Origin of the sequence: Thermomonospora echinospora, assembly GCF_900108175.1 — a bacterium.
In the GTDB taxonomy this organism is placed as follows: Bacteria; Actinomycetota; Actinomycetes; order Streptosporangiales; family Streptosporangiaceae; genus Thermomonospora; species Thermomonospora echinospora.
Genome location: NZ_FNVO01000030.1, coordinates 1 through 22,869 on the forward strand (window position 1 = coordinate 1; position 22,869 = coordinate 22,869).

Annotated in this window: 9 protein-coding genes and 1 pseudogene; 3 read left to right on the forward strand and 7 right to left on the reverse strand. The window is 71.0% G+C overall.

What is annotated here, in order from left to right; translation table 11 throughout:
* Window positions 1-243: transposase (locus C4U03_RS35770; protein WP_456119811.1), on the reverse strand; the 243-nt coding region annotated here is incomplete at its 3' end.
* Between the two features lie 128 nt (window positions 244-371).
* On the reverse strand, window positions 372-1,586 hold the full coding sequence (locus C4U03_RS35775) for a sulfotransferase family protein (RefSeq protein ID WP_103944250.1): 1,215 nt from the start codon (window positions 1,584-1,586) through the stop codon (window positions 372-374).
* A gap of 902 nt (window positions 1,587-2,488) precedes the next feature.
* Here C4U03_RS35775 and C4U03_RS35780 point away from each other — a divergent pair.
* Window positions 2,489-15,418: a hemopexin repeat-containing protein gene (locus C4U03_RS35780; RefSeq protein ID WP_103944251.1), complete on the forward strand. Its 12,930-nt coding sequence runs from the start codon at window positions 2,489-2,491 to the stop codon at window positions 15,416-15,418.
* 73 nt (window positions 15,419-15,491) lie between these two features.
* Complete coding sequence (locus tag C4U03_RS35790; RefSeq protein ID WP_146087642.1) at window positions 15,492-18,344, forward strand: hypothetical protein; 2,853 nt, start codon at window positions 15,492-15,494, stop codon at window positions 18,342-18,344.
* A gap of 140 nt (window positions 18,345-18,484) precedes the next feature.
* Here C4U03_RS35790 and C4U03_RS35795 read toward each other — a convergent pair whose 3' ends face one another.
* Together C4U03_RS35795 and C4U03_RS40165 are read right to left on the reverse strand one after the other, a co-directional pair.
* Window positions 18,485-18,733 (reverse strand): hypothetical protein, encoded by a 249-nt coding sequence (locus C4U03_RS35795; protein WP_200827703.1) that lies wholly within the window; start codon window positions 18,731-18,733, stop codon window positions 18,485-18,487.
* A gap of 148 nt (window positions 18,734-18,881) precedes the next feature.
* Window positions 18,882-19,085, reverse strand: a complete 204-nt coding sequence (locus C4U03_RS40165; RefSeq protein ID WP_146087643.1) for a hypothetical protein — start codon at window positions 19,083-19,085, stop codon at window positions 18,882-18,884.
* Between the two features lie 93 nt (window positions 19,086-19,178).
* Here C4U03_RS40165 and C4U03_RS35800 point away from each other — a divergent pair.
* A pseudogene (locus C4U03_RS35800) lies at window positions 19,179-19,274 on the forward strand (IS5/IS1182 family transposase); the annotation flags it as partial.
* 122 nt (window positions 19,275-19,396) lie between these two features.
* Here C4U03_RS35800 and C4U03_RS35805 read toward each other — a convergent pair.
* The 3 genes from C4U03_RS35805 to C4U03_RS35815 are packed head-to-tail and all read right to left on the reverse strand — an operon-like array spanning window position 19,397 to window position 22,861.
* On the reverse strand, window positions 19,397-20,107 hold the full coding sequence (locus C4U03_RS35805) for an ABC transporter ATP-binding protein (RefSeq protein ID WP_103944253.1): 711 nt from the start codon (window positions 20,105-20,107) through the stop codon (window positions 19,397-19,399).
* Window positions 20,104-20,865 carry an ABC transporter ATP-binding protein gene (locus C4U03_RS35810; RefSeq protein WP_103944254.1) on the reverse strand — a complete coding sequence of 254 codons (762 nt, stop codon included), beginning with the start codon at window positions 20,863-20,865 and terminating at the stop codon, window positions 20,104-20,106. Before C4U03_RS35810 ends, C4U03_RS35805 begins: the two co-directional genes overlap by 4 nt.
* Window positions 20,855-22,861, reverse strand: coding sequence for an ABC transporter permease (locus C4U03_RS35815; protein ID WP_103944255.1), 2,007 nt, complete (start codon window positions 22,859-22,861; stop codon window positions 20,855-20,857). The genes C4U03_RS35810 and C4U03_RS35815 overlap by 11 nt, the downstream gene beginning before the upstream one ends.
* Window positions 22,862-22,869 lie beyond the last annotated feature (8 nt).

Below are 22,869 nucleotides of genomic sequence, written 5' to 3' on the forward strand. Positions count from 1 at the left end.
CTGGATCTGCACCGGCCCGACCTCGGTCGACACCGTCTTGGCCGAGCTGCCGTTGCGGTGATTGCCGGTCGGCGCGGCCGGGTGTTCACCGCGCTCATAGCCCAGATGCTCGGTCATCTCGGCCTCCAGCGCGGCCTGCAGCACGGTCTTGGTGATCCCGGCCAAGAGCCCGTCCGGGCCGACCAGCGACACCCCCTCGGCCTTGGCCTTGGCGACCAGCTCGGCGGCGAGCTGGACATCCAGCCCGCCCTGCGGCTCGTCCTCGTCGTGGTTGGTCACGTGTGATCCTTCCCGGCCGGGGCATCGGCCCCAGCCTTCCGGATCACCACCCCACCCACACGATCTTTAGGACAGTCCCTTACAGGCTCCGTTCAGGGGCCGGGCCGGGTCCAGGGGGCGAGGCGGGTGCGGAGGTCTGCTTCGTCGAGAGCGAAGTCGGCGGCGGCGTAGTGGTGGGTGCCTTGGGCATTGCGGGGATGGGCGGCGTGGTAGCGGTCGATCATGCTGGTGGAGTCACCGGGGGTGAGGCCTGCGGCGGTGTAGATGCGGTGGAGGACGGCGGGGGTGTCGTGGACGAGGTCGTCGTAGGCGATGTCGAGGATGGTGATGGCGCCGGCTTGGGGGGTGCGGCGGAAGGCGTGGGCGCGGCGAAGCCATAGTTCGGTCTGGTCGGTTTGGAAGCGGCCGACGTCGGCGGGGTCGACGTGGTCGCTGTAGGTGGAGCGGAAGACGCAGAAGAGGCTGGCGCCGGAGGCGATGGTCTGCACGATGTCGCGGTGAAGGAAGATCACGCAGGCGCCGGGGAAGGCGGCGGCGAGGCTGGGGGGCTCGGCGGTGTGGGCGGGGGCTTTGAGGAGCCAGCGGCGGCTGTCGGCGGCGAGGGTGGCCAGGACGTGGCGGTAGCTCAGGTAGGTGCCGGTGAGGTCTTGGTCGGCGAGCCAGTGGCTGTAGCAGTCGAGGCGGACGGTGGCGCTGAATCCCCAGTTACGGAAACCGGAGTTCATCGCGACAACGCACTCCTCGGGCAGGCGCGGGCTGTGGTCGTGGACGGTGGCCAGGGCGGGGTTCAGCAGGTTCAGCAGGTCGTTGGCCGCCGAGCCGACCCGGATGAGTTCTTCGCGCCGCTGTGGGGAGGCTCCGGCGAATTTCCAGGGGACGGCCAGTTCGGCGGGGAGCGGCGCACGCAGGCGGGGGTCGGTCGCCAGGAGTCGGTACAGGAAGGTCGTTCCGGTGCGCCATCCTCCGGTGATGATGATGGGCGGTTGGCCGAGCGGCCGATTGGTGTGCGCGAGGCGGTTCATCGCCAGGCGGGCGCGCAGGGCGGCGACGGCGGAGTCGCGGACCATTCTGGTGCCGACGGCGTTGAGGCGGCCGTCGTCGTGTGCGGAGGCGAGGTAGCGCTCGAGTCCTTCGCGCCAATGCACGGGGTCGCCGAGCTCGGCGGGGTCGGTGTCGCGCAGTGCCCTGGCGATGATGGGGCCGGGGTCGAGGGCGTAGGCGTGGGGGCGGGTGGCGCGGTCGGCTTCGGCTGCGGCGTAGATCGCCTCGGCCTGCGGGGTGCGTTGGGGAGGGCGCCAGAGCGTCATGAGCCAGGTTCACCTCGAGCTTGACGCGGTGCCCAGCGAGCTGGGCGTCGCCGTCCCGGCCGACGGTCCAGTCGATCTCGATCGCCGTCATGGTGGGCAGGTGACTGCGTGGGACCGCCGAGGGCGCGGGCTCGGGGCCGGCGGGCCAGGCCCCGTGCAGCCGGAGCTGGGCCAGCCCCAGCTGATCTCCGAAAGTACGCGACCGATCTCGGAGCGTACAACGAGGAAAGGGTGCCCTTATTCGGGTTGGGCGGTCGGAAACGGGGAACCGGCGCCATGACCTTGCGCGGCGGCTCATTCGATCGAGATCGAGCGGGCCGGTTTCTGTGTACGGAGGAAACCAGCCCGCCTCTGCGGGTGCGGCCGGATTCGGCCAGAGAAAACCCTAGGACGAATTCCCCGGACCGCCTGTCCGTAGATCGAGAGATTCTCGTGTTGAGACGATCGCTGTACGTCAAATTGCGGCCGGGCGCCACGAGTCGATGCCTTCGACGAAGGGTCGCACGGATGAGCGCTCCGCAAGCTTTGACGCCGGTTCCCAGCCGCTACCGATCCGTGGGAAGCGTACCGTCCCATGGATTCGGGTGAAGCGGAGGATCCGATCGGTCCCGGCCCGGCTTCCGCGCGTCGCGCCCCTGACAAAGGCGGGCCGCCACGTTTTCGGTCCAAGCGGACGAACGGCCGTCGCGGTCGGATGATGCCCGCTGAACTGGAAGAACGCCCAGCGTGCGGCGTCTAGTGCCGTGTTACAGGGATATTTCATGGTCCGGCCCTGGGGATCATGATTTTGGTGCGCAAATAATACTCGCCTGAGTTTTGTGCCCTTCGAGTAAGTATCTGGATTCGCCGCCGCTCGGCGAACATGAGGCGCCGTTTCTGGATCGCGAAGTGGGGATGTCGTCGTGGCTGAGAACTCGTTGCCCGAGTACGCCGAGCTGTTCGGGGAGTCGCGGTTCGTGGAGGGGCAGGACGCGAGGGCGGTGACTTCTCCGGCGGCGTACTTCGTTGAGCTGCTGGGCCTGCTGGAAGGCACATTCGACCGTCCGGGCCTGCTGGAACGCAGGCCGGATCTCAAACGGATCGTCCTGGACGAGAAGAACACCTTCGGCGAGACCGCCTACCTGGACATCGTCAATGAAGTGCTCGAACGCCTCGTCGGCCCCGATCCCTACGAGACGCTCCGTACCCGGGTCCACCCGTTCGGGCTGCCGTTCTCGGTCCGGAACGAACGGCTCCGCGCGCATCTCGACGAACTGAAAGTCACCCCGGAGGAGCTCTACCGGCTGTTCGCCGCGCGCGTCGATCACGACCTCGCCGCCCGCGAGTACCTGGGCCTGTCGGCCGAGGACGTCACGGTGCTGACCACCGAGGCGGTCCCCGAGGCCGAGCTGGCCAAACGCTACGGGCTGATCGCCGGCGAGAACTTCGACGCCCTCCTGGACGCCCGCCGCTTCCTCGAGGCGACCGGCCTGGACGAGGCGGCCCTGCGCGAGCTGGTGAAGCTCCGCACCGAGGTCCAGCTGAACCCCGAGGAGACCCGCCTGGCGGCCCCGGCCGGGCCGGTCTCGCTGATCGCGTGGCTCGACCGCACCCACCGGCTGATCCGGCTGACCCGCAAGACCGGCCTGACCCTCACCGACGCCGACACGGTCCTGACCACCTTCGCCGCCGGACGCCTCGACCTCCCCGCCCTGCGGGCCGTCGCCGGTGCGGTCCGCCTGGTCCGGCTGCACGGCATGACCATCCCGGACGTCTGCGGCCTGATCCTGCCGTGGAAACCGGCCGAGGGCGTGGTCGTCGAGACGGCCACCGGCAACATCCTGACACCCGCGAACCGCGACTACCGGTTCCGCCTGGCCGCGCTGGTCGACGTCGCCGAACCCGACATCGTGGAGATCGTCCGCCGCTACCGGCAGCGCTACTCCGCCAACGAACCCGGACCGTTCGACGGCGGCCGGGTGGAGCTCCCCGAGATCACCCTGATCCGGCGGTGCGGCCTGCTGGCGCGGGCCCTGGGCATCTCCGCCGGGGAGCTGTTCGACCTGCTGGTCGCGATCGAGGGCGACCCGTCGCTCCAGCGGTACTCGACCTTCGCGGTGCTGGGCGAGCCGGGCCCGCAGACCCGCGACCTGCACGCGGTGCTGCGCGGCGGCCCGCCGCAGACGGTGCTCTGGCTGGCGCAGGTGCTGTTCGCGATCGCCGGCTGGATGGGGCGCGCCGGGTTCGACGGCGCGGAGCTTGCCAAGATCCTCGGCGGACGTCCCGAGACCGACGATTCCGGACGGATCGCGCTGTTCAAGCGGCTCGGCGAGGAGCTCGACCAGGTGGCGCTGGAGCCGTCCGCGCTGGTGTCGGACCGGTTCGGCGAGCGTGCGGCGCAGGTCGTCCATGACGTGCTGGTCGCCTGCCACCCCGGCGTCGTCCCGTCCGTCGGCAGCCGCGCCCTCGAACTGGACGCCGAAGCCGCACGCGGCGCCGCCTACCGGGCCGTCACCGACCTGGGCGTGATCTTCGCTTCGGACCTCAAGGGGCTGGGCCTCGGCGAGCGCCTCCAGAACAAGATCTTCCGCAATCTCGTGTTCCGCGGGGTTCTGCACGCCGACGGTGCCCTCGCGGCCGAGACCACCGCCCTCAGCCCGGCGGAGCTGGCCGGGGACTTCTCCGCGCACCGCGAGGCCGTCTTCAAGGCGATCGGCGCGACCATCAACGGGGCGGCGGTGTTCCGGCCGTCCGACCTCGCCGCGTTCGGCGAGCTGAGCGACGCCGCCCGCGCCGAGCTGTACGACAACCTGTGGTACATCGGCTACATCGAGGAGCACGGCGCCCTCGTGGAGCCGGACTTCTTCCTGGACGTCGAGAACATCGCCCACTTCGAGGTCAACGCCGATCTCGCCGACGCGGCCGGTCCGCTCGGCGCGCTGTTCGCCGAGCGCTTGGCCGACTTCCGCGACGACGCGCTGCGCCTGGAGCCCGCCGCCCTCGCCGAGCTGTGGCTGACCCCCGCGCAGACGACCCGGCTGCTGGAGAGTCTGAACTTCAACGGCCACCTCGACGCCGAGGGCCGCTTCACCGACCAGGCCGCGCTGCTGACCCTGCCGCTCGCCGACTTCGGGCTGGCGGCCGAGTTCGCGCCGATCCGCGCCGAGCTGCTCGGGATCCTCCAAGCCAAGATCGCCGCGCACCGCGCCAAGCTGACGACCTTCAGCTCGGACGACTTCGCCGACCTCGCCGACGGGCTCGCCGCCCGCCGCGCGTTCACCGCGATGGACGGCGTCCACCTGTCCGGTGGCCGGGTCCTGGACGCCGACGAGTTCGCCGACCCCGAGGGCACCGTCTGGCTCGGCCCGGGCTTCCTCGCCCCCGACCAGGACGCGGTTTTCGCCCGGATCGTCCGGGTGCTGCGCGATGAGGCCCCCTACTGCGTCGCCCCCTCCGCCCTGGACGCCCTGGGCCTGGACGAGGCGGGCCGCGACCAGGTGATCGCGCACCTGATCAAGGAAGGCGACCTCACCCCGCGCCTGGCCGTCACCCGCGACCGCCTCGGCTACTTCGCCAACCCCGACAACTCCCTGGCGTTCACCCTGCCCGGCGCCCCCGACCACGCCCGCAAGGTGTTCTTCCTGCTGCACACGGTCGCCCGCGCGCTGACGGCGGCCGTCACCGAGCTCACCGACCGGCTCACCGCCCTGGCCGGCCGCCAGGACACCACCCTGTACTCCTGCCTCGCCGACGTGCTGGGCGTGCCCGCCGCCGTCGCCGAGGCCATCGCGCAGTGTGTCACCGGCGGCCCCGCGCAGGCCCGCGCGCTGCTGTCCGTCCCGGCCCTGGACCTGGTGGAGCCGCCCGCGGACGCCTGGGTGCGCCTGGCGGTCCGGCGGATCCGCCGGTTCGCGGCGCTGGCCGCCAAGCTCGGCCTGACCCCGGACGAGGTCCGCGCGGTCTTCGCCGACCAGGACCTGACCGGCAAGTTCCCCGAGCCGCTGACCCTGCCGCAGGGCGTGGACCGCTTCGACGCCCTGCTGGAAGGCGGCGACGGCCTGCTGTACCTGTTCGTGGGCAACGGCTACTGGACGTACTCGGCCGCCACCCACGAGCCCACCGGGACCGGACGCCGCCCGCTCACCGACCTGTCGTCCCGGTTCGCCGCGCTGACCTCGATCGACGCGGCGTTCGTCCGTCCCGGCGGCGTCGAATGGCTGGTTGGCCGCGACGCCGCGGGTACCTCCTCCGTCTTCACCCGCGACAAGGCGGGCACCGCGTGGGTGCCGCGCACCCAGACCTTCGGCAAGGTCAAGAGCGCTTTCACCGATCCGGCCCGGATCGACAGTGCCTACACCGACGCCGACGGGCACACCTACTTGTTCGCCGGCGACCAGTACGTCCGCTACTCCAGCGGTCTGGCCACCGCCGACGAGGGCTACCCGCGCCCGGTCGCCGACTGGTGGCAGCACGAGGGCCTGCCCGGCCCGGTGCCGACCACCCCCCTGGACGCCTGCTTCCAGGACCGTGACGGCCTCATTCATGTGTTCACCGGCGGCGTCGAGCACACCACCGCCGGGACGGCGCCCACCGCCCAGGGCTGGGGGACGGCGCCCGCCCCGGCCGGCCTGACCGGCGTCGACGCCGCCTACATCGAGGGCGCCGCGGCCCGGCTCCTGGCGGGCGGCAGGTGGCTCAGCTACTCCGACAGCATCGAGAACCCGGGCGTCCTGGCCGACGAGGGCACCGTCCGTCCCGCCGGGGTCCCGCCGCAGTTCGAGACGGGCGTCGAGGCCGCGTTCACCGCCCCGGACGGCGTCGTGCACCTGTTCAAGGACGGCCGGACCGTCGCGCTGACCGGCCCGGGCGCGACCTCCGTCGCGGTCGCCGACCGCTGGGGCGTGCTGCCCGCGCCGCTGTCCGGCGGGATCGTGGACGCCGCGTTCACTGGCCTCGACGGCAAGACGTACCTGTTCAGCGGCTCCACCTACCTGCGGTACTCCACCGGCGACTACTCGGTCGCCGACCCGGGCCACCCGCGCTCCATCGCCGGCGACTGGGGCGGCCTGACCAAGGTCGAGGCGTCGTTCGTGCTGGACGGCCACACCTACCTGTTCGGTATCGGCGGCCACCTGTTCGACCTGCCCGCCGACAGCCGCGCCGACCTGGACGCGGGCCGCGTCACCCCGCGGCTGCGCAACCTGCTCGCCGAGCACGACCTCACCTTGCGCGAGGTCCGCCGCAACGCCGGCGACTGGGTCCTGGCCACCGAGGAGGGCATCACCCTCACGGTCCGGCTGGAGGGCCTGCGGCTGAAGGCGTCCGGCGACGGTTCGCGCTTCTACGTCCGGTACTCCACCCGCGACTACCGCACCCCCGACGCCGGGTTCCCCAAGCCGCTGTCGGACAACTGGTGGAACATGCCGGCCCACATGGAGCTGGGCCCGGTCGACGCGGTGTTCACCGGCCGCGACGGACGCACCTACCTGTTCTCCGGCGACCGGTTCGTCCGCTTCGATGCCCGGCACCGCTGGTGGTCGGAGCCGATGGCGCTGCGCGAGCGGTGGGACAGCATCCCCTTCGCCCGGATCGACGCGGCGTTCGTCGGCGTCGACGGCCGCACCTACGTCTTCTCCGGCGACCGGTACGTGCGGTACTCCACCGACGACTACACCCAGGTCGACGACGGCTACCCGGAGAAGATCTCCAGCCTGTGGGGGCGGGTGTCCAACACCCTGGCCCGCACCGGGAAGGTCGACGCGGCGTTCGTGCTGGACGCCGTCGAGAGGATCGACGGGATGGACAGGCCCCGGACCAGCGCTTACCTGTTCTCCGGCGACCAGTACGTCCGCTACACCTACACCGGCACCGCGACGCCCGCGACGGTGGACCCCGGCTACCCGCGTTCGCTGTCCGCCCTGCGCACCGAGCCGGGCCTGGCCGGACTGCCCGCCGGGTTCGGGCGGATCGACGCCGCCTACTCCGACCGGCGCACCGCCTACCTGTTCTCCGGCGGACGCTGCCACGCGGTGTCCGGCACCACCTACCGCCGCTACGACGACCTCCCGATCCGCGATCTGACCTGCGCGTTCATCCAGGACGGCACGCTGGTGGCGGCGACCGCGGCGGGCTGGGTGCGGCTGTCGGCGCTGGAAGGCCGCACCGTCACCGCGACCCCGTTCCGGCCCCGCGCGCTGCGCGGCGTCCCGGACCGGTTCCGCACCGGCCTGGACTCGGTCCTGACCGGCGCCGACGGCAACACCTACCTGTTCCAGGGCGCGACCTGCTTCAACACCCAGCTCGGCCGCCCCTACCCGGCCGAGCAGGAATGGGGACGGCTCCGCAACAACCTGTACGAGACCGGCGCGGTCGACGCGGCGTTCGTGGGCCGCGACGGTCGCACCTACCTGTTCTCCGGCGACCAGTACGTGGTGTACGCCGCCGACGGCGGGACGGCCATCGACGGCGACCCGCGGCCGATCGCCGACAGCTGGGCGGGCCTGACCAGCGTCGCCCTCGCCTACGTGCACGGCGACCGCACCTATCTGTTCGAGCGCCCCGACGCGGCCGGACGCCGCCGCTACCTGGTCTACTCCGGCACCACCTACGACGCCCCCGACCCCGGCCACCCCGGGCTCGCGGACGCCGCCTTCCATCAGGCGCCCGAGGGCTTCCCGTTCCCGTCCGCGGTGCTGTCCAGCGGCGACACCCTGACCTTGCTGGCGGGCGAGTCGTGCGTGTCCCGCAGCGGCTCCGGCAGCTGGTCGCGGGTCCGTCCGATCGAGCGGCTGTACCCCGGTTTCGGCCACGACCTGGACGCCCCCGACGGCCTGCGCTCGGCGTTCCGCGCCGCCGACGGCACGATCCACTTCTTCTTCGACGACACCTTCGCCTCCCTGACCGGCGAGGTGTTCGGCGCCCGCACGCCCGTCCGTGACCGGTGGGGCCGCTCGGCCAACCCGTTCCTGCCGCCGGGCGCCGCGGTCGACGCCGCGTTCGTCTGGAAGGGCCAGTACACCTACCTGTTCTCCGGCACCCGGTACGTCCGCTACACCGGCACCACCTACCGGCACATCGACCCCGGCTACCCCAAGACGATCATCGGTGAGCTGCGCAAGGAGCCGCCGTTCACCCACCTGCCGGACACCTTCGACGCGGCGCTGGCCGCCCCGCTCGACGCGGTCGTCGGCAACGACCGCACCATCCACCTGATCAGCGGCGGGGTCTGCCACACCGTGTCGCCCGAGCCGACCGGCACGATCGATCTCGCCGGGCTCGGCCGGACCCGCGACAACCTCGCGACGTCCGGCCGGGTCGACGCGACCCTCGTCGCCGGCGGCCGCACCTACCTGTTCTCCGGCGACCAGTACGTCCGCTACTCCGGCACCGACCGCAGCCGCGCCGACGACGGCTACCCGCGCCCCCTGTCGGCGCTCGCCGCCGAACTCGGCCTGCCGCCGCTGCCGCCGGAGTTCCAGGACGGCCTGGACGCCGCGTTCGCCGCGACCGATGGCACCATCCACCTGTTCAAGGGCCGCGCCCACCTGGCCGGGGGAGTGGTCACGCCGCTCGCGGGCGTGTGGGGCAAGAACGGCAACGCGTTCGAGTCGGGCGCCCTGGACGCCGCGTTCACCGGACCCGGCGGCGAACTGTACGCCTTCCGCGGCGGCCAGTACGTCCGCTACCCCGCGACCGGCGCGCTGGACACCGCCGAACTCGGCTACCCGCGCACCATCACCGACGACTGGGGCGACCTGCCGCCGGACTTCGAGGCCGGGATCGACGGCGCGTTCACCCTGGACGGCCGCGTCTACCTGACCAAGGGCGACCGGTACGTCCGGTACTCGGGGTCCGGCCGGGTCGTGGACCGGACCTTCCCGCAGGCGTTCGCGCACCGCTGGACGGGCGGTGCCGACTACCGGCTCGGCGACGTGCACGTCATCGCGGGCTTCGCCGAGCTGTGCCGCACCCGCCCCGACGGGCTCGCGGCGTTCCTGCTGACCGGCGCCGAGGACCCGTACGCGCACCTCGCCGACCGGTTCGGCTGGCCGCTGGAGGAGGTCCGCTGGGCCCGCCGCAACATCGCGCTGCTGCGGCCCGACACCCGCGAGGAGGACCTGTTCGAGATCGAGTTCCTGCTGTCCCTCGCGAGCCTGTTCAAGGTCACCGGGCGGATCGGCAGCGGCCCGGCCGAGCTCTACGAGAAGGTCTGGGCCAAGCTCTACGGCCCCGTCCGCGACCAGGACGCCGCCGCGACCGCGCTCAACGACATCCTGCGCCGCCGCTCAGCCCCGGCCGAATGGAAGATCGTGTCGGCCCGGCTCCGGGACCGGCTCAACACCCGCCGCCGCGACGCCCTCGTCGCCGCGCTCACCCCGGTCCACGGCAAGTCCCGCGACCTGTACGAGAAGTACCTCATCGACGTCGACATGGGCCCCGCGGGCATCACCTCGCGGGTCCGCGAGGCGATCGCCGCGACCCAGCTGTACGTCCAGCGCTACCTGCTGGACCTGGAACGCGCCGACCTGCCCGCCGGGGTCGACCCCGTCCAGGTCAAGGCGCGGCTGCGCACCTGGTGGAAGTGGATGCGCACCTACCGGGTCTGGGAGGCCAACCGGAAGGTCTTCCTGTACCCGGAGAACTACCTGCGGCCCGAGCTGCGCGACCGCAAGACCCCGGCGTTCCAGGCCCTGCAGGACGACCTGCTCCAGCGCGAGATCACCGCGGTGACCGTCCAGGGCGCCTACAAGCGCTACCTGGACGAGTACACCGAGGTGTCCCGGCTCACCATCGCGGGCGGCTACGTCTACCCGGCCGAGGGCGCCGCGACCGGCGTGCGCCGCCTGGTGCTGTTCGGCCGGACCAGGACCGACCCGCGCCGCTACTACTACCGGACCGCCGAGTTCCGCGAGGGCGACAAACTGTCGGCGACGTGGCGGCCGTGGCTGAAGGTCGACACCCAGATCACCGCGGACCGGGTGGACCCGGTGCACGCCTTCGGCCGGGTCTTCGTGTTCTGGCCGGTCGTGTCCGCGGTGCCCAAGGAGGACCAGAGCAAGACCACCATCACCACCAAGGAGTCCGGCGGCAAGCAGGAGGTCACCGCCGAACCGCCGAGCTACAAGGTCAGCGTCTACTACTCGTACCTGAACCTGAACGGCGACTGGCTCCCGGCGCAGCTCCTGGCCTCCGACGTGGAGCGCGACGGGCCGATCAGCGGGGTGAGCCTGTACGTGCAGGCGTCGCGGACGGTGCCCGGCGGCGACGTGCACGACTCGATCGTGGTGCGCTGCGACTACACCGTCGGCACCGGCACCGCCGCAGTCCCGGTCACCGCCGCGTTCAGCCTGACCCCGGAGCTGACCTCGCGGCCCGCGACCAAGACGATCGCGCCGCCGCGCCCGGTCGACCTGTCGCGCGTGTTCGCCGAGCCGACGCCCATCGACCCGGCCGGGGTGGTCCGCTTCAACGCGCCCGCCGACAGCCAGGACGGCCCGTGGTGCAGCGTCGACCACAAGGGCGGCAGCTTCCTGGTCCGGCCCGTCGACGCGCCGTCCGACGCGCCGCAGGTGCTGCCCTACAAGGGCAACGTCGACCGGCTGCCCACCACCTGGAGCCAGGTCGACGCCGGATTCCAGCTCCCCGACGGCACCCTGTACGTCTTCGACTCCGCCTCGGGCCTGTACGCCCAGGCCGGTCCGGGACGGCCGACGTCCGGGCAGGTCCGGCAGAAGACCTACGACCGGTTCGGGTACGCCGCCAACAACCTGGGGACCTCGGCCGCCGTCGACGCCGTCCTGATCCGCGGCGACAAGGTGTTCCTCTTCTGCGGCGACGAGTACTACCGCTACCAGGACTACCTGTTCGGCGGGAGCCAGCTGGAAGCCGGCTACCCCAAGAAGCTGGCGACCAACACCGAGAACCTGCCCCGCTGGGACAAGGTCGACGTGGCCTTCGTCGCGCCCAACGGCACCGAGGTCTTCTACTCCCGCGCCCTCGACGGGTACGTGACATCCGGGTCGCTGACCAATGTCAAGCCGGTCGACGCCAACTGGCGGCTGCCCGCGCGCACCCCGATCACCCGGGCCGTGATCTCCGGCGGACGCGCCTACGTCGTGGGAGGCGGCCAGTATGTCCGGCTCCTGGCCGACCTGACCGCCGGAGCCGGCTACCCCAAGCCCCTCACCGGCAACAACGACGACGTCCCGGTGCAGGAGCCGACCGGCCCGTCGCTCACCCTCGGCGGCGGCCTGTTCACCTTCGACAACGCGCGCGGCACCTTCTCGGCGCGCGGCGGCGGCCAGGACGAGGCGCCCCGGCAGACCTGGGAGCTGGGCCGCGCCGCCAACGCGTTCACCACCGAGGGCAAGATCGCCGCGGCCTACATCTCCAGCGGGAAGCTGTTCCTGGCGGGCGCGCAGCAGTACGTCCGGTACACGCTGGCGTCCGACGGGTCGGTGCCCCGGTTCATCGACGCCGGATACCCCAAGCCCGTCGCGCAGCCGCTCAACGGCGTCATCACCCGCGGCGACCAGCGCTACCTGATCAGCACCGGCGGGTATGCGCCGGTGGGACGGGACTTCGAACCCGGCACCGCGGTCTCGCTCCTGTCGTACACGGCGAACTGGCGGGGACTGCCCCCCGGGTTCCCCGCCGACCTCACCGGCGCCATGTCGACCGACGGCGCGCTGTTCCTGTTCCTGCGCTCCGGCTATGTCACCTCTCCGACGGCGGACGCCACCGCGCGTCCGTACGAGACCGCGACGCTGCCCATCGAGATCGTCAGGCTGACGTCCAGCACCGCCGCCGAGCTGAACCGGCGGCTGCTCACCGGCGGCGTCGACGCGCTGCTCGCCCAGCCGACCCAGGAGCTCGACGAGCTTCCCTCGTTCAGTTCCACGATGTCCGACGCGACCACCATCCAGGTGAAGCCGAAGGTCGCCACGCACGTCCCGGTCAGCACCCACCTGGACTTCGACAGCGCCAACGGCCTGTACTACTGGGAGATCTTCCACCACGCGCCGATGCTCATCGCGCAGGCGCTGAACGAGGCGCAGCGGTTCGAGGACGCCCGCCACTGGTACGAGTTCGTCTTCGATCCCACCCGGCACGGACGACCGTGGCGGTTCCTGCCGTTCCTCGCGGTCGACCCGGGCGCGCTGGTCGCCGCCTGCCGTCTCGACCTCACCGAGCTGGGCAACGCCACGCTCACCGCCCGGCTCACCCCGGTCCTCGCCTCGCTCGACCCGATGATCCCGGCGTTCCGCCGGGCCCGCGACCTGACCGCCGCCGAACGCGACCGCCTCGCCGACCTCGCCGACACCGGCCTCAACCCGGTCAAGGAGGCCCTCTCCGCGATGCCGCAGGACGCGCGCACCGCCGAGCTGGCCGAGCGGATCGCACTGATCGGGCAGCTGCGCCGCCAGTACGACCTGATGGGCGACCGGCGCGCGCTCCTGCAGACCTACCTGGACGACCCGTTCGACCCGCACGCCATCGCCGAGCTGCGCCCCGACGGCTACCGGCGCGGCGTCGTCATGGCCTACATCGACAACCTGCTCGACTGGGGCGACATGCTGTTCCGGCAGTACACCGCCGAGAGCGTCGATGAGGCGCGGCTGCTGTACATCTTCGCCTACGACCTGCTCGGCCGCCGTCCCGCCACCCTCGGCACCGGGCTGCTCCCGGCCGCCGCGCCGTACGAGCTGACCGACGGCGACGGGCCGGGCGAGACCGCCCACCTCACCGCCGACGGCACCCTGCTCAAGGGCGGCGGCATCGTCCACGCCGGCGTCGCCAACCCCTACTTCCACGTGCCGGGCAACGCGCAGTTCCTGGAGTACTGGACCAGGGTCGAGGACCGGCTGACCAAGATCCGGGCGTCCCTCGACATCCTCGGGATCAGCCGGCCGCTGCCGCTGTTCGACCCGCCGCTGGACGTCATGGCGCTGGTCCGCGGCGCCGCCGCCGGGCTGTCGGCCGACCAGGTCACCGCCGCGCTCGCCGCGCCGATCCCCGCCTACCGGTTCGACATCGTGCTCGCCCGCGCCAAGGAACTGGCCGGACGGGTCCGCGAGCTCGGCTCCGCACTGCTGGACGCCATCGAACGCCGCGACGGCGAGGAACTGGGCCTGCTCCAGAACCGCCAGGACGCCGAGCTGCACGCCCTGACCCGGCAGATCAAGGAGCAGCAGATCAAGATCGCCGAGGAGGGTCTCGCGGAGGCGCGGGCCGCCAAGGCGGGCGCCGAAGCGCGCGTCAAGCACTACACCCAGCTGATCGCCGAAGGCATGTCGCCGCTCCAGATCGCCCAGCTCGTCATGATGGGGCTGGGCGCGACCGGCCAGTTCGTCGCCGGTGGGCTGAAGATCGGCGCGGCCATCGCCAAGTCCGTGCCGCAGATCCACGCCGGACCGTTCATCTTCGGCACGACCACGGGCGGCGAATCGGTCGGCGGGGCGCTCAGCGAGGCCGCGGAGATCTCCGCCTCGCTCGGCGAGGGCTTCAGCATGGTCGGCGAGCTGCTCGGGGTGATCGCCGAATTCGAGGGTCAGAAGCAGGACTGGGACCTCCAGCTGGCCACCGGCCGCGCCGAGGTCGACCAGCTCGGCCACCAGATCGCCGGAGCCGAGCTCCAGGTGGCCGTGGCCCGCCGCGACCTGGAGATCCACCTGCGCGAGGCCGCCCACCTGGACGCGGTGAAGACCTTCCTGACCACCAAGTTCGCCGGAGCCGAGCTGTACGGCTGGATGGTCGGGCAGATCTCCGGCCTGTACTTCCAGACCTACCAGCTGGCGTTCGACATGGCTCGCGCCGCCGAACGCGCCTTCGAAGCCGAACGCGGACGGGCCCCCGGCCTGATCCGGCCCACCTACTGGGACTCGCGCCGCAAGGGCCTGCTCGCCGGCGACCAGCTCAGCCTCGACCTGGAGCGGCTCGACAGCGCCTACTCCGAGGCGGGCGCCCGCGGGATGGAGATCACCAAGAGGGTGTCGCTGCTGCGGCTCGACGCGGCCGCGCTGCTGGCCTTCCAGACCGAGGGCCGGTGCGAGTTCGCGCTGAGCGAGGACCTGTTCGACCGGGACTTCCCCGGCCACTACCGGCGGCAGATCAAGTCGATCAGCGTCGCGTTCGCGACCGCCGAAGGGCCGACGCAGCTCAACGCCACGCTCACCCAGCTCAGCGACAAGACCGTGCTGACGCCCGACCCCAAGGCCGTCGGATACCTGCTCGACCCGCGCGGCGCGCCCCCGGCGTCGCTGCGCTCCGCATGGCGTCCGGGGCAGCGGATCGCCCTGTCGGAGGTGACCGACGGGGAGGACTCCGGGCTGTTCGAGGTCCGGTACGACGACCCGCGGTACCTGCCGTTCGAGGGCTCCGGCGCGGTCTCGCGGTGGCGGCTGGAGACCCGCCGCCCGCCGTCCGGGCTGCGGGACGTCACCATCACCGTCCGGTACTCGGCCGAGGACGGCGGCGAGACGTTCGCGACGGCAGTGCGCGGCCTGCTCAAGCCGTACCCGGCGGCCATCGCCCTCGACGTCGCGGCGGTCTTCCCCGACGAGTGGGAGGACCTGCGCACCGACGAGACCGGTGAACTGCGCCTGCCGGTCACGCCCGACCTGCTGCCCGGCATGTCGGGACGGCAGATCACCGGGATCACCGCGCTGTACGGCGCGGACTCCACGACCCGGCTGCTGCTCGACGGCGACGCCCGCCAGACCCTGGTCGAAGGGCAGCTGCTGCGACCCGCCGGCCTCACCGCCGGGCCCACCCCGTGGCGGCTGACGCTGTCCGGTTCCGCCGAGGACCTGACCGGCCTGACCCTGATCCTGCTGTACCGAGCCACCGCCTAGCGAGGTCGCGATGCCCCCCAAACCGAGCACCAAGAAGATCAAGAAGCGGAAGAAGTCGGCGTCCGACCGGACCATGAGCGCGTCGAGCTCTTCGTTCGACTCCGATTCCGACAGCCGACCGGGCTCGGCGATGAGCATCGACTCCGACGGCCCCGACACCCACTCCACCCCGGTCCGCGGCTCCCGCCCGTCCGCTATGGACCTGGACGACGACGGCCCCTCCTACAACTCCAGCACCAAGATCGGCCCGTCGGACCGCACGTCGTTCCGGGTCGGCGCTACACCCAAGCGGGCCTGGAGCGACGGCTCCGACTCGGACTCCGACTCCGACGGCCCCTCCCGGCCGTCCAGCGCGGTCAAGCGCGTCCGGGTCGCCGTGCCCAGCAGCGACCAGCAGGGCAAACCGGTCAACGGGCCGGTGCGCCCGTCGACCGCCGGTCCGTCGCCGTCCAGCAACCAGTCGCCCGGCATGGCGGCGCTGACTGCCCTGATCGGACCGCTCCCGGGACCCAACCCGGGCCCGCAGATCATGACCGTCGCGATGCAGACGGGCACCATGGCTCCCCAAGCCCCCCAGATCGTGGTGAACCCGCCGCAGCCCGGCGCGCAGCAACAGGCCGCAGCCCAACCAGTCGCGCAGCAACAGGCCGCGGCGCAGGCCGTGGCGCAGCCCGGCGTGCGGAACCTCAACGCGTTCTCGCGGACCGGCGCCATAGGGATCGCAGACGTCAACTACTACCCGGTCTTCTCAGTCGAGAACGGCACGGTCGGGACCGTCGATTTCGGCACGACCCGGACTCCGAGCCCGTTCGGCAAGGAGATGGGCGACCACACCGCGGCCTGGGCGGGCGTCGTCGACTCCCTCCACGCCAGCGTGTTCGGCAAGACCCTCGCCGGAGCCGTCCAGGAGCTGCGCGACCGGCAGGACGCTGCCGACCAGTGGATGGACGGCCCGCTGCCGAACGGCGACGACCCGCCCGTCCTGAAACTGTGGAAGATGCTGGACGAGGACGACCAGCGCGCCCGGCACGCCGCGGTGCAGGGCTACGCCTTCAAGGTCCGTAGCGAACTCGACAGCGCGGACACGATCATCAAGGCGGCCACCGCGGCCAACCGGCCGCTGACCGCGGCGGAGACGGACACGGTCAGCGCTCACTTGAGCGAGGCTCTCGGGCACCACGCGGCCTACCGGAACATGCTGCCGCTCGCCACCGTGCCCGCTGCTTCGGACCGCGGCTCGATCGGCTCGGGCGAAGGGACGCACCGCAACAACGTCCTGGCCATCGACATCGCCATGGACGAACGGCGCAGGAACCCCAACGCTCCCCAGCCCGACGCCAAGGCCATCGACAAGGCCGGCAAGGGACTGCACGCGATGTTCTCGATGTCCGCGGCCACCCGCGCGGCCCGGCTCAGCGAGGCGCTGAACCCGCAGAAACTCCAACAGACCAAGGCGGACATGGAGGCGATCAGCAGGTACACCCGGGAGTTGCGGAACGGGATCGCCGCGGCCATCCCGCCGCTCGCACCGGCCAATGCCGGAACGGGCGCCAGGCGGGTCACCCAGCTGGCCGCACCCAATGCGTTGAAAGACCTGGTGGACCGTCTGGACGACCTGACCAGCCCGAATCCCGCACATCCGCATCCCGCCGGTAAGGTCGTCGCTTTCACCGACAACGACAAGAACCACCCCGAGGACGCGCTGGCGGGGCTCGCCATCGACGGGATTCAGGCGGTGAACGATCTCAAGCGCTTGGCCGCGCTGCCCAAGCCCACGGCCGGGGAACTGAAGACGCTCAGAACGAGTGTCGAGAAACTCGCCAAATGGCACGACGGCCTCGACGGCGTCATCACCAGGCTGTCGAAGCCGGAGGCGGACGTCCGCGCCGATACCGCCCTGATGCTCGCGCACATGATCAACGAGCACCAGAGCAACATGGCCACCGCCTATCCCGAGGCGGTCAAGGCGACCGGTTTCCTCCAGAACGCCGCGGGCGCCCATGATCCGGCCGCCGCCGCCAGGGAGACGCTCAGGAAGTACATCGACGACGGCGAGGCGAACAAGACGCTCGACGTCGAGCGGGGGGAGCGGGACAAACTGCTCGCCGATTTCGACGCCGCTTACGCCTCGCTGAACCACACCCCGAAGATCGCCGCCGACAGCAAGTGGGTGGTCGGCTCCCGCAACACCGGCCTCCTCGTCGGAATCCGCAAAGGCGTTCCGGTGATCCTGGGACGCGCGGCGCCGCCGCCCGGCATCGACGGCATGGGCGCGCACAGCACCGCTTGGAAGACGGAGACCGACGCCGTGAAAGCGATGGTCAAGGGGGTGCGGGAGAACGGTGGCGGGGACGCCGAGATCATCGACCGCTTCAAAACGGAGACGGAGGGCGATCTCAAGAGCAAGCTGATGACGGAGCTCGGCCCGACCCTACCCGCAGGCCAGCTCCGCAAGGGCCAGCTCAGGGATATCGCCGACGCCGCCTATGCGGTCCACGCCGCGGACACCCCCGAGCAAGCGATCCGCGCTTACCTCACTTTCCGTAACGTGCTCCCGTTCGCCACCGTCGACTCCGATGGCCGCGCCGGCCGTGGCGAAAGCAGGGCCACCGCCGCCAAGGGGACCTTCGACGATGTCGCCCTCAGCGACGAGGCCGCCCTGAGGGCCGCCGACTTCGAGGGCGATGCCGCCACCCAGATCGCCGCTGCCAAACAGGCCATCGCCGATCTGAAGACCTACAGCGCCACCACCTACGGCGCCGACCCGGCCTTCGTCAAGATGATCGACGATGTCGCAGACAAGATGGACAAGAAGGCCGACAGCCTCACGAAGAGCCCCCCGGAGGGATACACGGATGCGATCAAGAAATTGATCTACGATACCCGCTGGAAAGAGCACAAACGGGTCTTCAAGATGACCCAGTAAGGGGACGCCCACCTCAGCGGCATAGGCGCCCGAACCGCCGATGGATACGGTGAATGGCCGATGGCCATTCACCGTATCCATCGCTCTTCGAGGCGAGGCGGATGCCCGTGCCCCCGGCGCGAATCACCTTAGAGCGTGTCCTACGTGGTGAGTTTGATGAGCCGCTTGTAGCAGACGAGGGCGGCGGCCAGGCCGAGGAAGGCCAGGTAGTTGCGGAGGTCGCGTTCATAGCGGAGGGTCAGGCGGCGGTAGCCGGTCAGCCAGGCACAGGGTGCGCTCGATGACCCAGCGGTGTCGTCCCAGGCGGTCGTCGGGCTCGATGCCCTTGCGGGCGATCCGGGGCCGAATACGTTGCCTTCCCAGCCATTGGCACAGGTCAGGGATGTCATAGGCCTTGTTCGCATCCAGCACCACTTGCGTGCCAGCCCATGTCACCACCTGCCGCCCGGTGTCGGTGTCCCCGAGCGAACAACGAGCGAACATGGAAAACTCAGGACGTGCCCGTCGGGCCTTGGCCATGTCCACCGAACCCGCAGCTCAAAGCTGGTGACGCAATATTCGACAGAACCAGCGAATGCGGATGGTGCCCCTGATGTCGCGGATGGTGCAGGTCACCGTGGCTCGGCGTCTGGGGCAGGCGACGTTCTCGTAGGTCTTGCTGCTTTGGGGGCGGGAAAGTTTCAACGCGTGCGGGGAGTAGCGGGCGTAGGCGTAGCCGGGGGTGTAGAACCGCCTGTGCATGTGGTTGAGCGTCACGCTGGCCTGGAGCCGAGTTTTGCCATGAGGTGGCCTCCCTCTCGTCCGAGATCATAGGGGACCACGTGTTGGCGTCTGTTCGACCTTGCCGACACCATCATCACCGTCCGTAGCCTGATCCGCAGATCCTGGACAACCTACCGCTGGGACACCCGCCCCGAATGCTGCCGATGATCCCTCGCCTATCTGCGTAAACCCGACCCGGTGCCCATCGACTGTAGCGCCGGGCACGCTGCTGGCCTGGCATCAGCGGCTGATCGCCCGACGGTGGACCCACCCGAGCAAGGAAGGTCATGTCAACGTTCCTTGTCTCCGAAGTAGGCTCGCTGGATCTGATCCCGGTCCTCTCGGAGATCAGCCGCGGGGCCGATGAGCACCACCCGGCCGTGGTGGAGCACGACTGCCTCGTCGGCGACGCTGAGCGCCTGGTCGATGTGCTGCTCGACGAGCACGATCGCCGTGCCGTCCTCATCGGCGAGCCGGCGCAGCTCCGGCAGGATCTGCTTGATGGCGACCGGAGACAGTCCCATGCTCATCTCGTCGATGAGCAGGACCCTCGGTCGGAGCAGCAAGGTCTTCGCGATTGCGAGGAGCTGCTGTTCTCCTCCGGAGAGCAGACCGCAGCGCCGGTTCAGGAGAGGCCGCAGTTGCGGGAACCGGTCGAGTGCCGGGCCGAAGCCGCCCCGTGCCTTGGCCAGCCGGAGATTCTCGGCGACGGTCAGGCGGTGGAAGACTCCCCGGTTGTCCGGGATCAGGCAGAGTCCTGACCGGGTGGCGCGCTCGACGCTCCCGGTGACGGGCGAGCCGGCGGCGGTCACCGTCCCGCCAAGTGCCGGCAGCAGACCGGCGGCCGCGCGCAGCGTGGTGGACTTCCCCGCGCCGTTGGGGCCGAGAAGCGCCAGGATCGAGCCGGCCGCGACCCGCAGGTCGATGTCACGGATGGCGGGAACCCCGCGGTAGCCGGCGCTGAGGCCGCGGATCTCCAGTGCGTCGGTCGTCTCGGTCACGGGGTCACCGGGCTTCCCAGGTAGGCGGCGATCACCTGGGCGTCGCTGCTGACGTCGCTTGGCGCGCCTGAGGCGATGATCTTCCCGAAGTCCATGACGTAGACCCGGTCGCAGACGTCGAGAACCAGCGTCATGTCGTGATCGATCAGCAGGACGCCCGGACCGGAGGCTGCGATCCGGCGCAGTTCGTGCCCGAACTCGGCGCTCTCCTCGGTGTCCAGTCCTGCGGCGGGTTCGTCGAGCAACAGCACGCGGGTGGAGCCGACCAGGGCCCGTGCCACGCCGGCGAGCTTCTGTCGGCCCAGGGAGAGTTCGTCGGGGCGGCGTCCGGCCATCGCCTCCAGGCCCACCAGGCTCAGGGCCTCCTGAATGTCCTCGTCGGCCCGCTTCCGGCGTCTGCCGAGGTCGGCGACCAGGCCCCGCAACCCGGGTGGATCGACCGAGACGGCGAGGTTCTCCGCCACGGTGAGGTCGGTGAACAGTTCCCCCGACTGCCAGGTCCGGGCGAGGCCCAGGCGGCGACGCCGGTGCGCGGGCACCGAGTCGAGCCGGACGCCGTCGAGTTCGATCGTGCCGGTGTGGGGCGCGAAGCCGGTGACGGCGTCGACGAAGGTGGTCTTCCCCGCGCCGTTGGGCCCGATCAGGCCGACGATCTCCGCGGCGCCGACCTCGATGCACACCTCGTCGTTGGCCCGGACGCCTCCGTACTGCACGGAGATGTCGCGGGTGAGCAGCAGCGTGTTCGGGTCACCGGACATCGGCGGGCTCCTTTGCGTGGGCGGCGGCCGGCGGCTGTGCGGGGGACCGCCGGGCCCGCCGGACGAGGAGCCATTCGGGGACGGCACCGCGGTGCGGCGAGAAGACGACAACACGCAGCAGCATCGCGGCCGCCACGATGAGCGTGTAGTAGTGGCCCAGGTCGATCGTCTGGGTGAACACCAGGTACAGCAGCCCCAGCGGTCCGGCGATGCCCGCGAGGATCGCGCCCGAGATACGGGTGATGTCGCCGACGTAGGTGGTCGCCAGGACAGCCAGGCCGACGAGGACGGTGAACGAGGCGGCCGAGAGCTGGCCGCGGCTGTAGCCGATCAGGCATCCGCCGATTCCGGCCAGGAACGACGCCAGCGCGAAGCCGAGCAGTTTGACCGCCGGGACGTTCACGCCCGCCGCGGCCGCGGCGCGTTCGTTGGACCGTACGGCCAGGAACGCCCGCCCGGTGGCCCCGGACAGCAGACGCGTCACGGCGATCAGCAGCACCGCGACGATCACGAGGACCATGAAGGAGAACCGCAGCGTGATGAGGTCGGTGCCCTCGCGGACGGCAAGGGAGAACCCGAACAGGGACGGATCTGCGATCAGATTGCCCGTGTAGGGCGTCATCGCCGGGTTGTTGAAGACGAAGCTTTCGATCGCGAGTGCCGCCGCGATGGTGGCCACCGCGAGCTGGGCGCCTCGGATCCGCAGCGCCGGTACGCCTACCACGATCCCGAGGGCCGTCGCGGTCAAGGCCGCCAGCAGCATCGACAAGGGGAAGGGGACGCCCACGTTCGTCGTCAGCTTCGAGAGCGCGAATCCAGCCGCGCCGGCGAAGGCCATCGTGGTCAGCGAGATCTGGCCCAGGTAGCCGGTCAGCAGCACGACCGACGCCGCGATCAGCGTCAGGATGATCGACATCACCAGGCTGAAGCGCCACTGGCCCGTGGTGAGGACGATGGCGACCGCCGTTCCGGCGACCGGCGCGGCGGTCCACAGCGGCCGGAGCCGCGGCACCTGCACCGGCGCCTGTGCGCCGGCGTCACGGGCGCCGCGTTCCGGGATGCCGCGGCCGAGCAGGAACAGCGCCACCACGACGATGACGAACGGGACCGCGTCGCCGACGCCGGCCTGTGCCCACGACGGCCACCAGCTCTTGGTCGTCAGGAAAAGCAGGATCTGCTGGACCGAGCCGAGGGCCAGACCGGCGCCGCAGGCGACCCCGATCGACGTCAGGCGGCCCACGAGCGCGACGGCGAGGGCCGGCACGACGTACAGCATGTAGCTGGTCGGGTCCAGTCCGCCGATCGCCGGCGCCGCCAGGATCACGATCAGCCCCGAGACGAAGCCCGTCGTGCCCCACATGAACGCGGCGAGCCGGTCCGGCGAGTATCCCATCAGTCGCAGCGCCTGCTCGTCCTCGGCGCCCGCCCTGGTGGCGACGCCCATCCTGGTGAACCGGAAGTAGCCGGCCAGGGCGAGCGCGATCCCGATGGCGGCCGCGGCCAGGATCAGGTTGCTGACCGCGATCGTGGCGCCGCCGAGCGTGAAGACCTTGGATGTCAGCGTCGGGAGCGGGATGAGGCTGCTGGGTTCCGTGCCGAGGGCCTTGGCATTGAACCGGAGCGGGATCAGGGCCTGGATGAACAGCATCACCCCGACCGACGCGACGACCTGCCCGAGCTCGGGGGCCCGGCGCAGCGGACGGAACACCAGGAGGTGGGCCAGCAGGCTCCACACCAGTCCGCTGGCCGCGCCGATGAGCACCGCCGGCCACACGTCCATCGGTCCGGAGCCCAGTTGGACGCTGCCGACCGGCAGGACCAGCACGCCGTTCGTGCGAAGCCCGGCCACCTGCCACACCGCCCACAGCGCCACCGACCCCTGCGCGAAGTTGATGACGCCGGTGGCGACGTAGATGCTGACGAGCGACGCCCCGAGCACCGCGTAGACGGCTCCGGTGGAGAAGCCGATGACGGCGAATTGCAGAAGATCGTTCATGGGAGGTT

Coding starts and splice junctions, on each gene's coding strand:
- C4U03_RS35775 (WP_103944250.1), bottom strand. CDS start 1,586: ATGACGCTCTGGCGCCCTCCCCAACGCACCCCGCAGGCCGAGGCGATC.
- C4U03_RS35790 (WP_146087642.1), top strand. CDS start 15,492: ATGAGCGCGTCGAGCTCTTCGTTCGACTCCGATTCCGACAGCCGACCG.
- C4U03_RS35795 (WP_200827703.1), bottom strand. CDS start 18,733: ATGACATCCCTGACCTGTGCCAATGGCTGGGAAGGCAACGTATTCGGC.
- C4U03_RS40165 (WP_146087643.1), bottom strand. CDS start 19,085: ATGCACAGGCGGTTCTACACCCCCGGCTACGCCTACGCCCGCTACTCC.
- C4U03_RS35810 (WP_103944254.1), bottom strand. CDS start 20,865: ATGTCCGGTGACCCGAACACGCTGCTGCTCACCCGCGACATCTCCGTG.
- C4U03_RS35815 (WP_103944255.1), bottom strand. CDS start 22,861: ATGAACGATCTTCTGCAATTCGCCGTCATCGGCTTCTCCACCGGAGCC.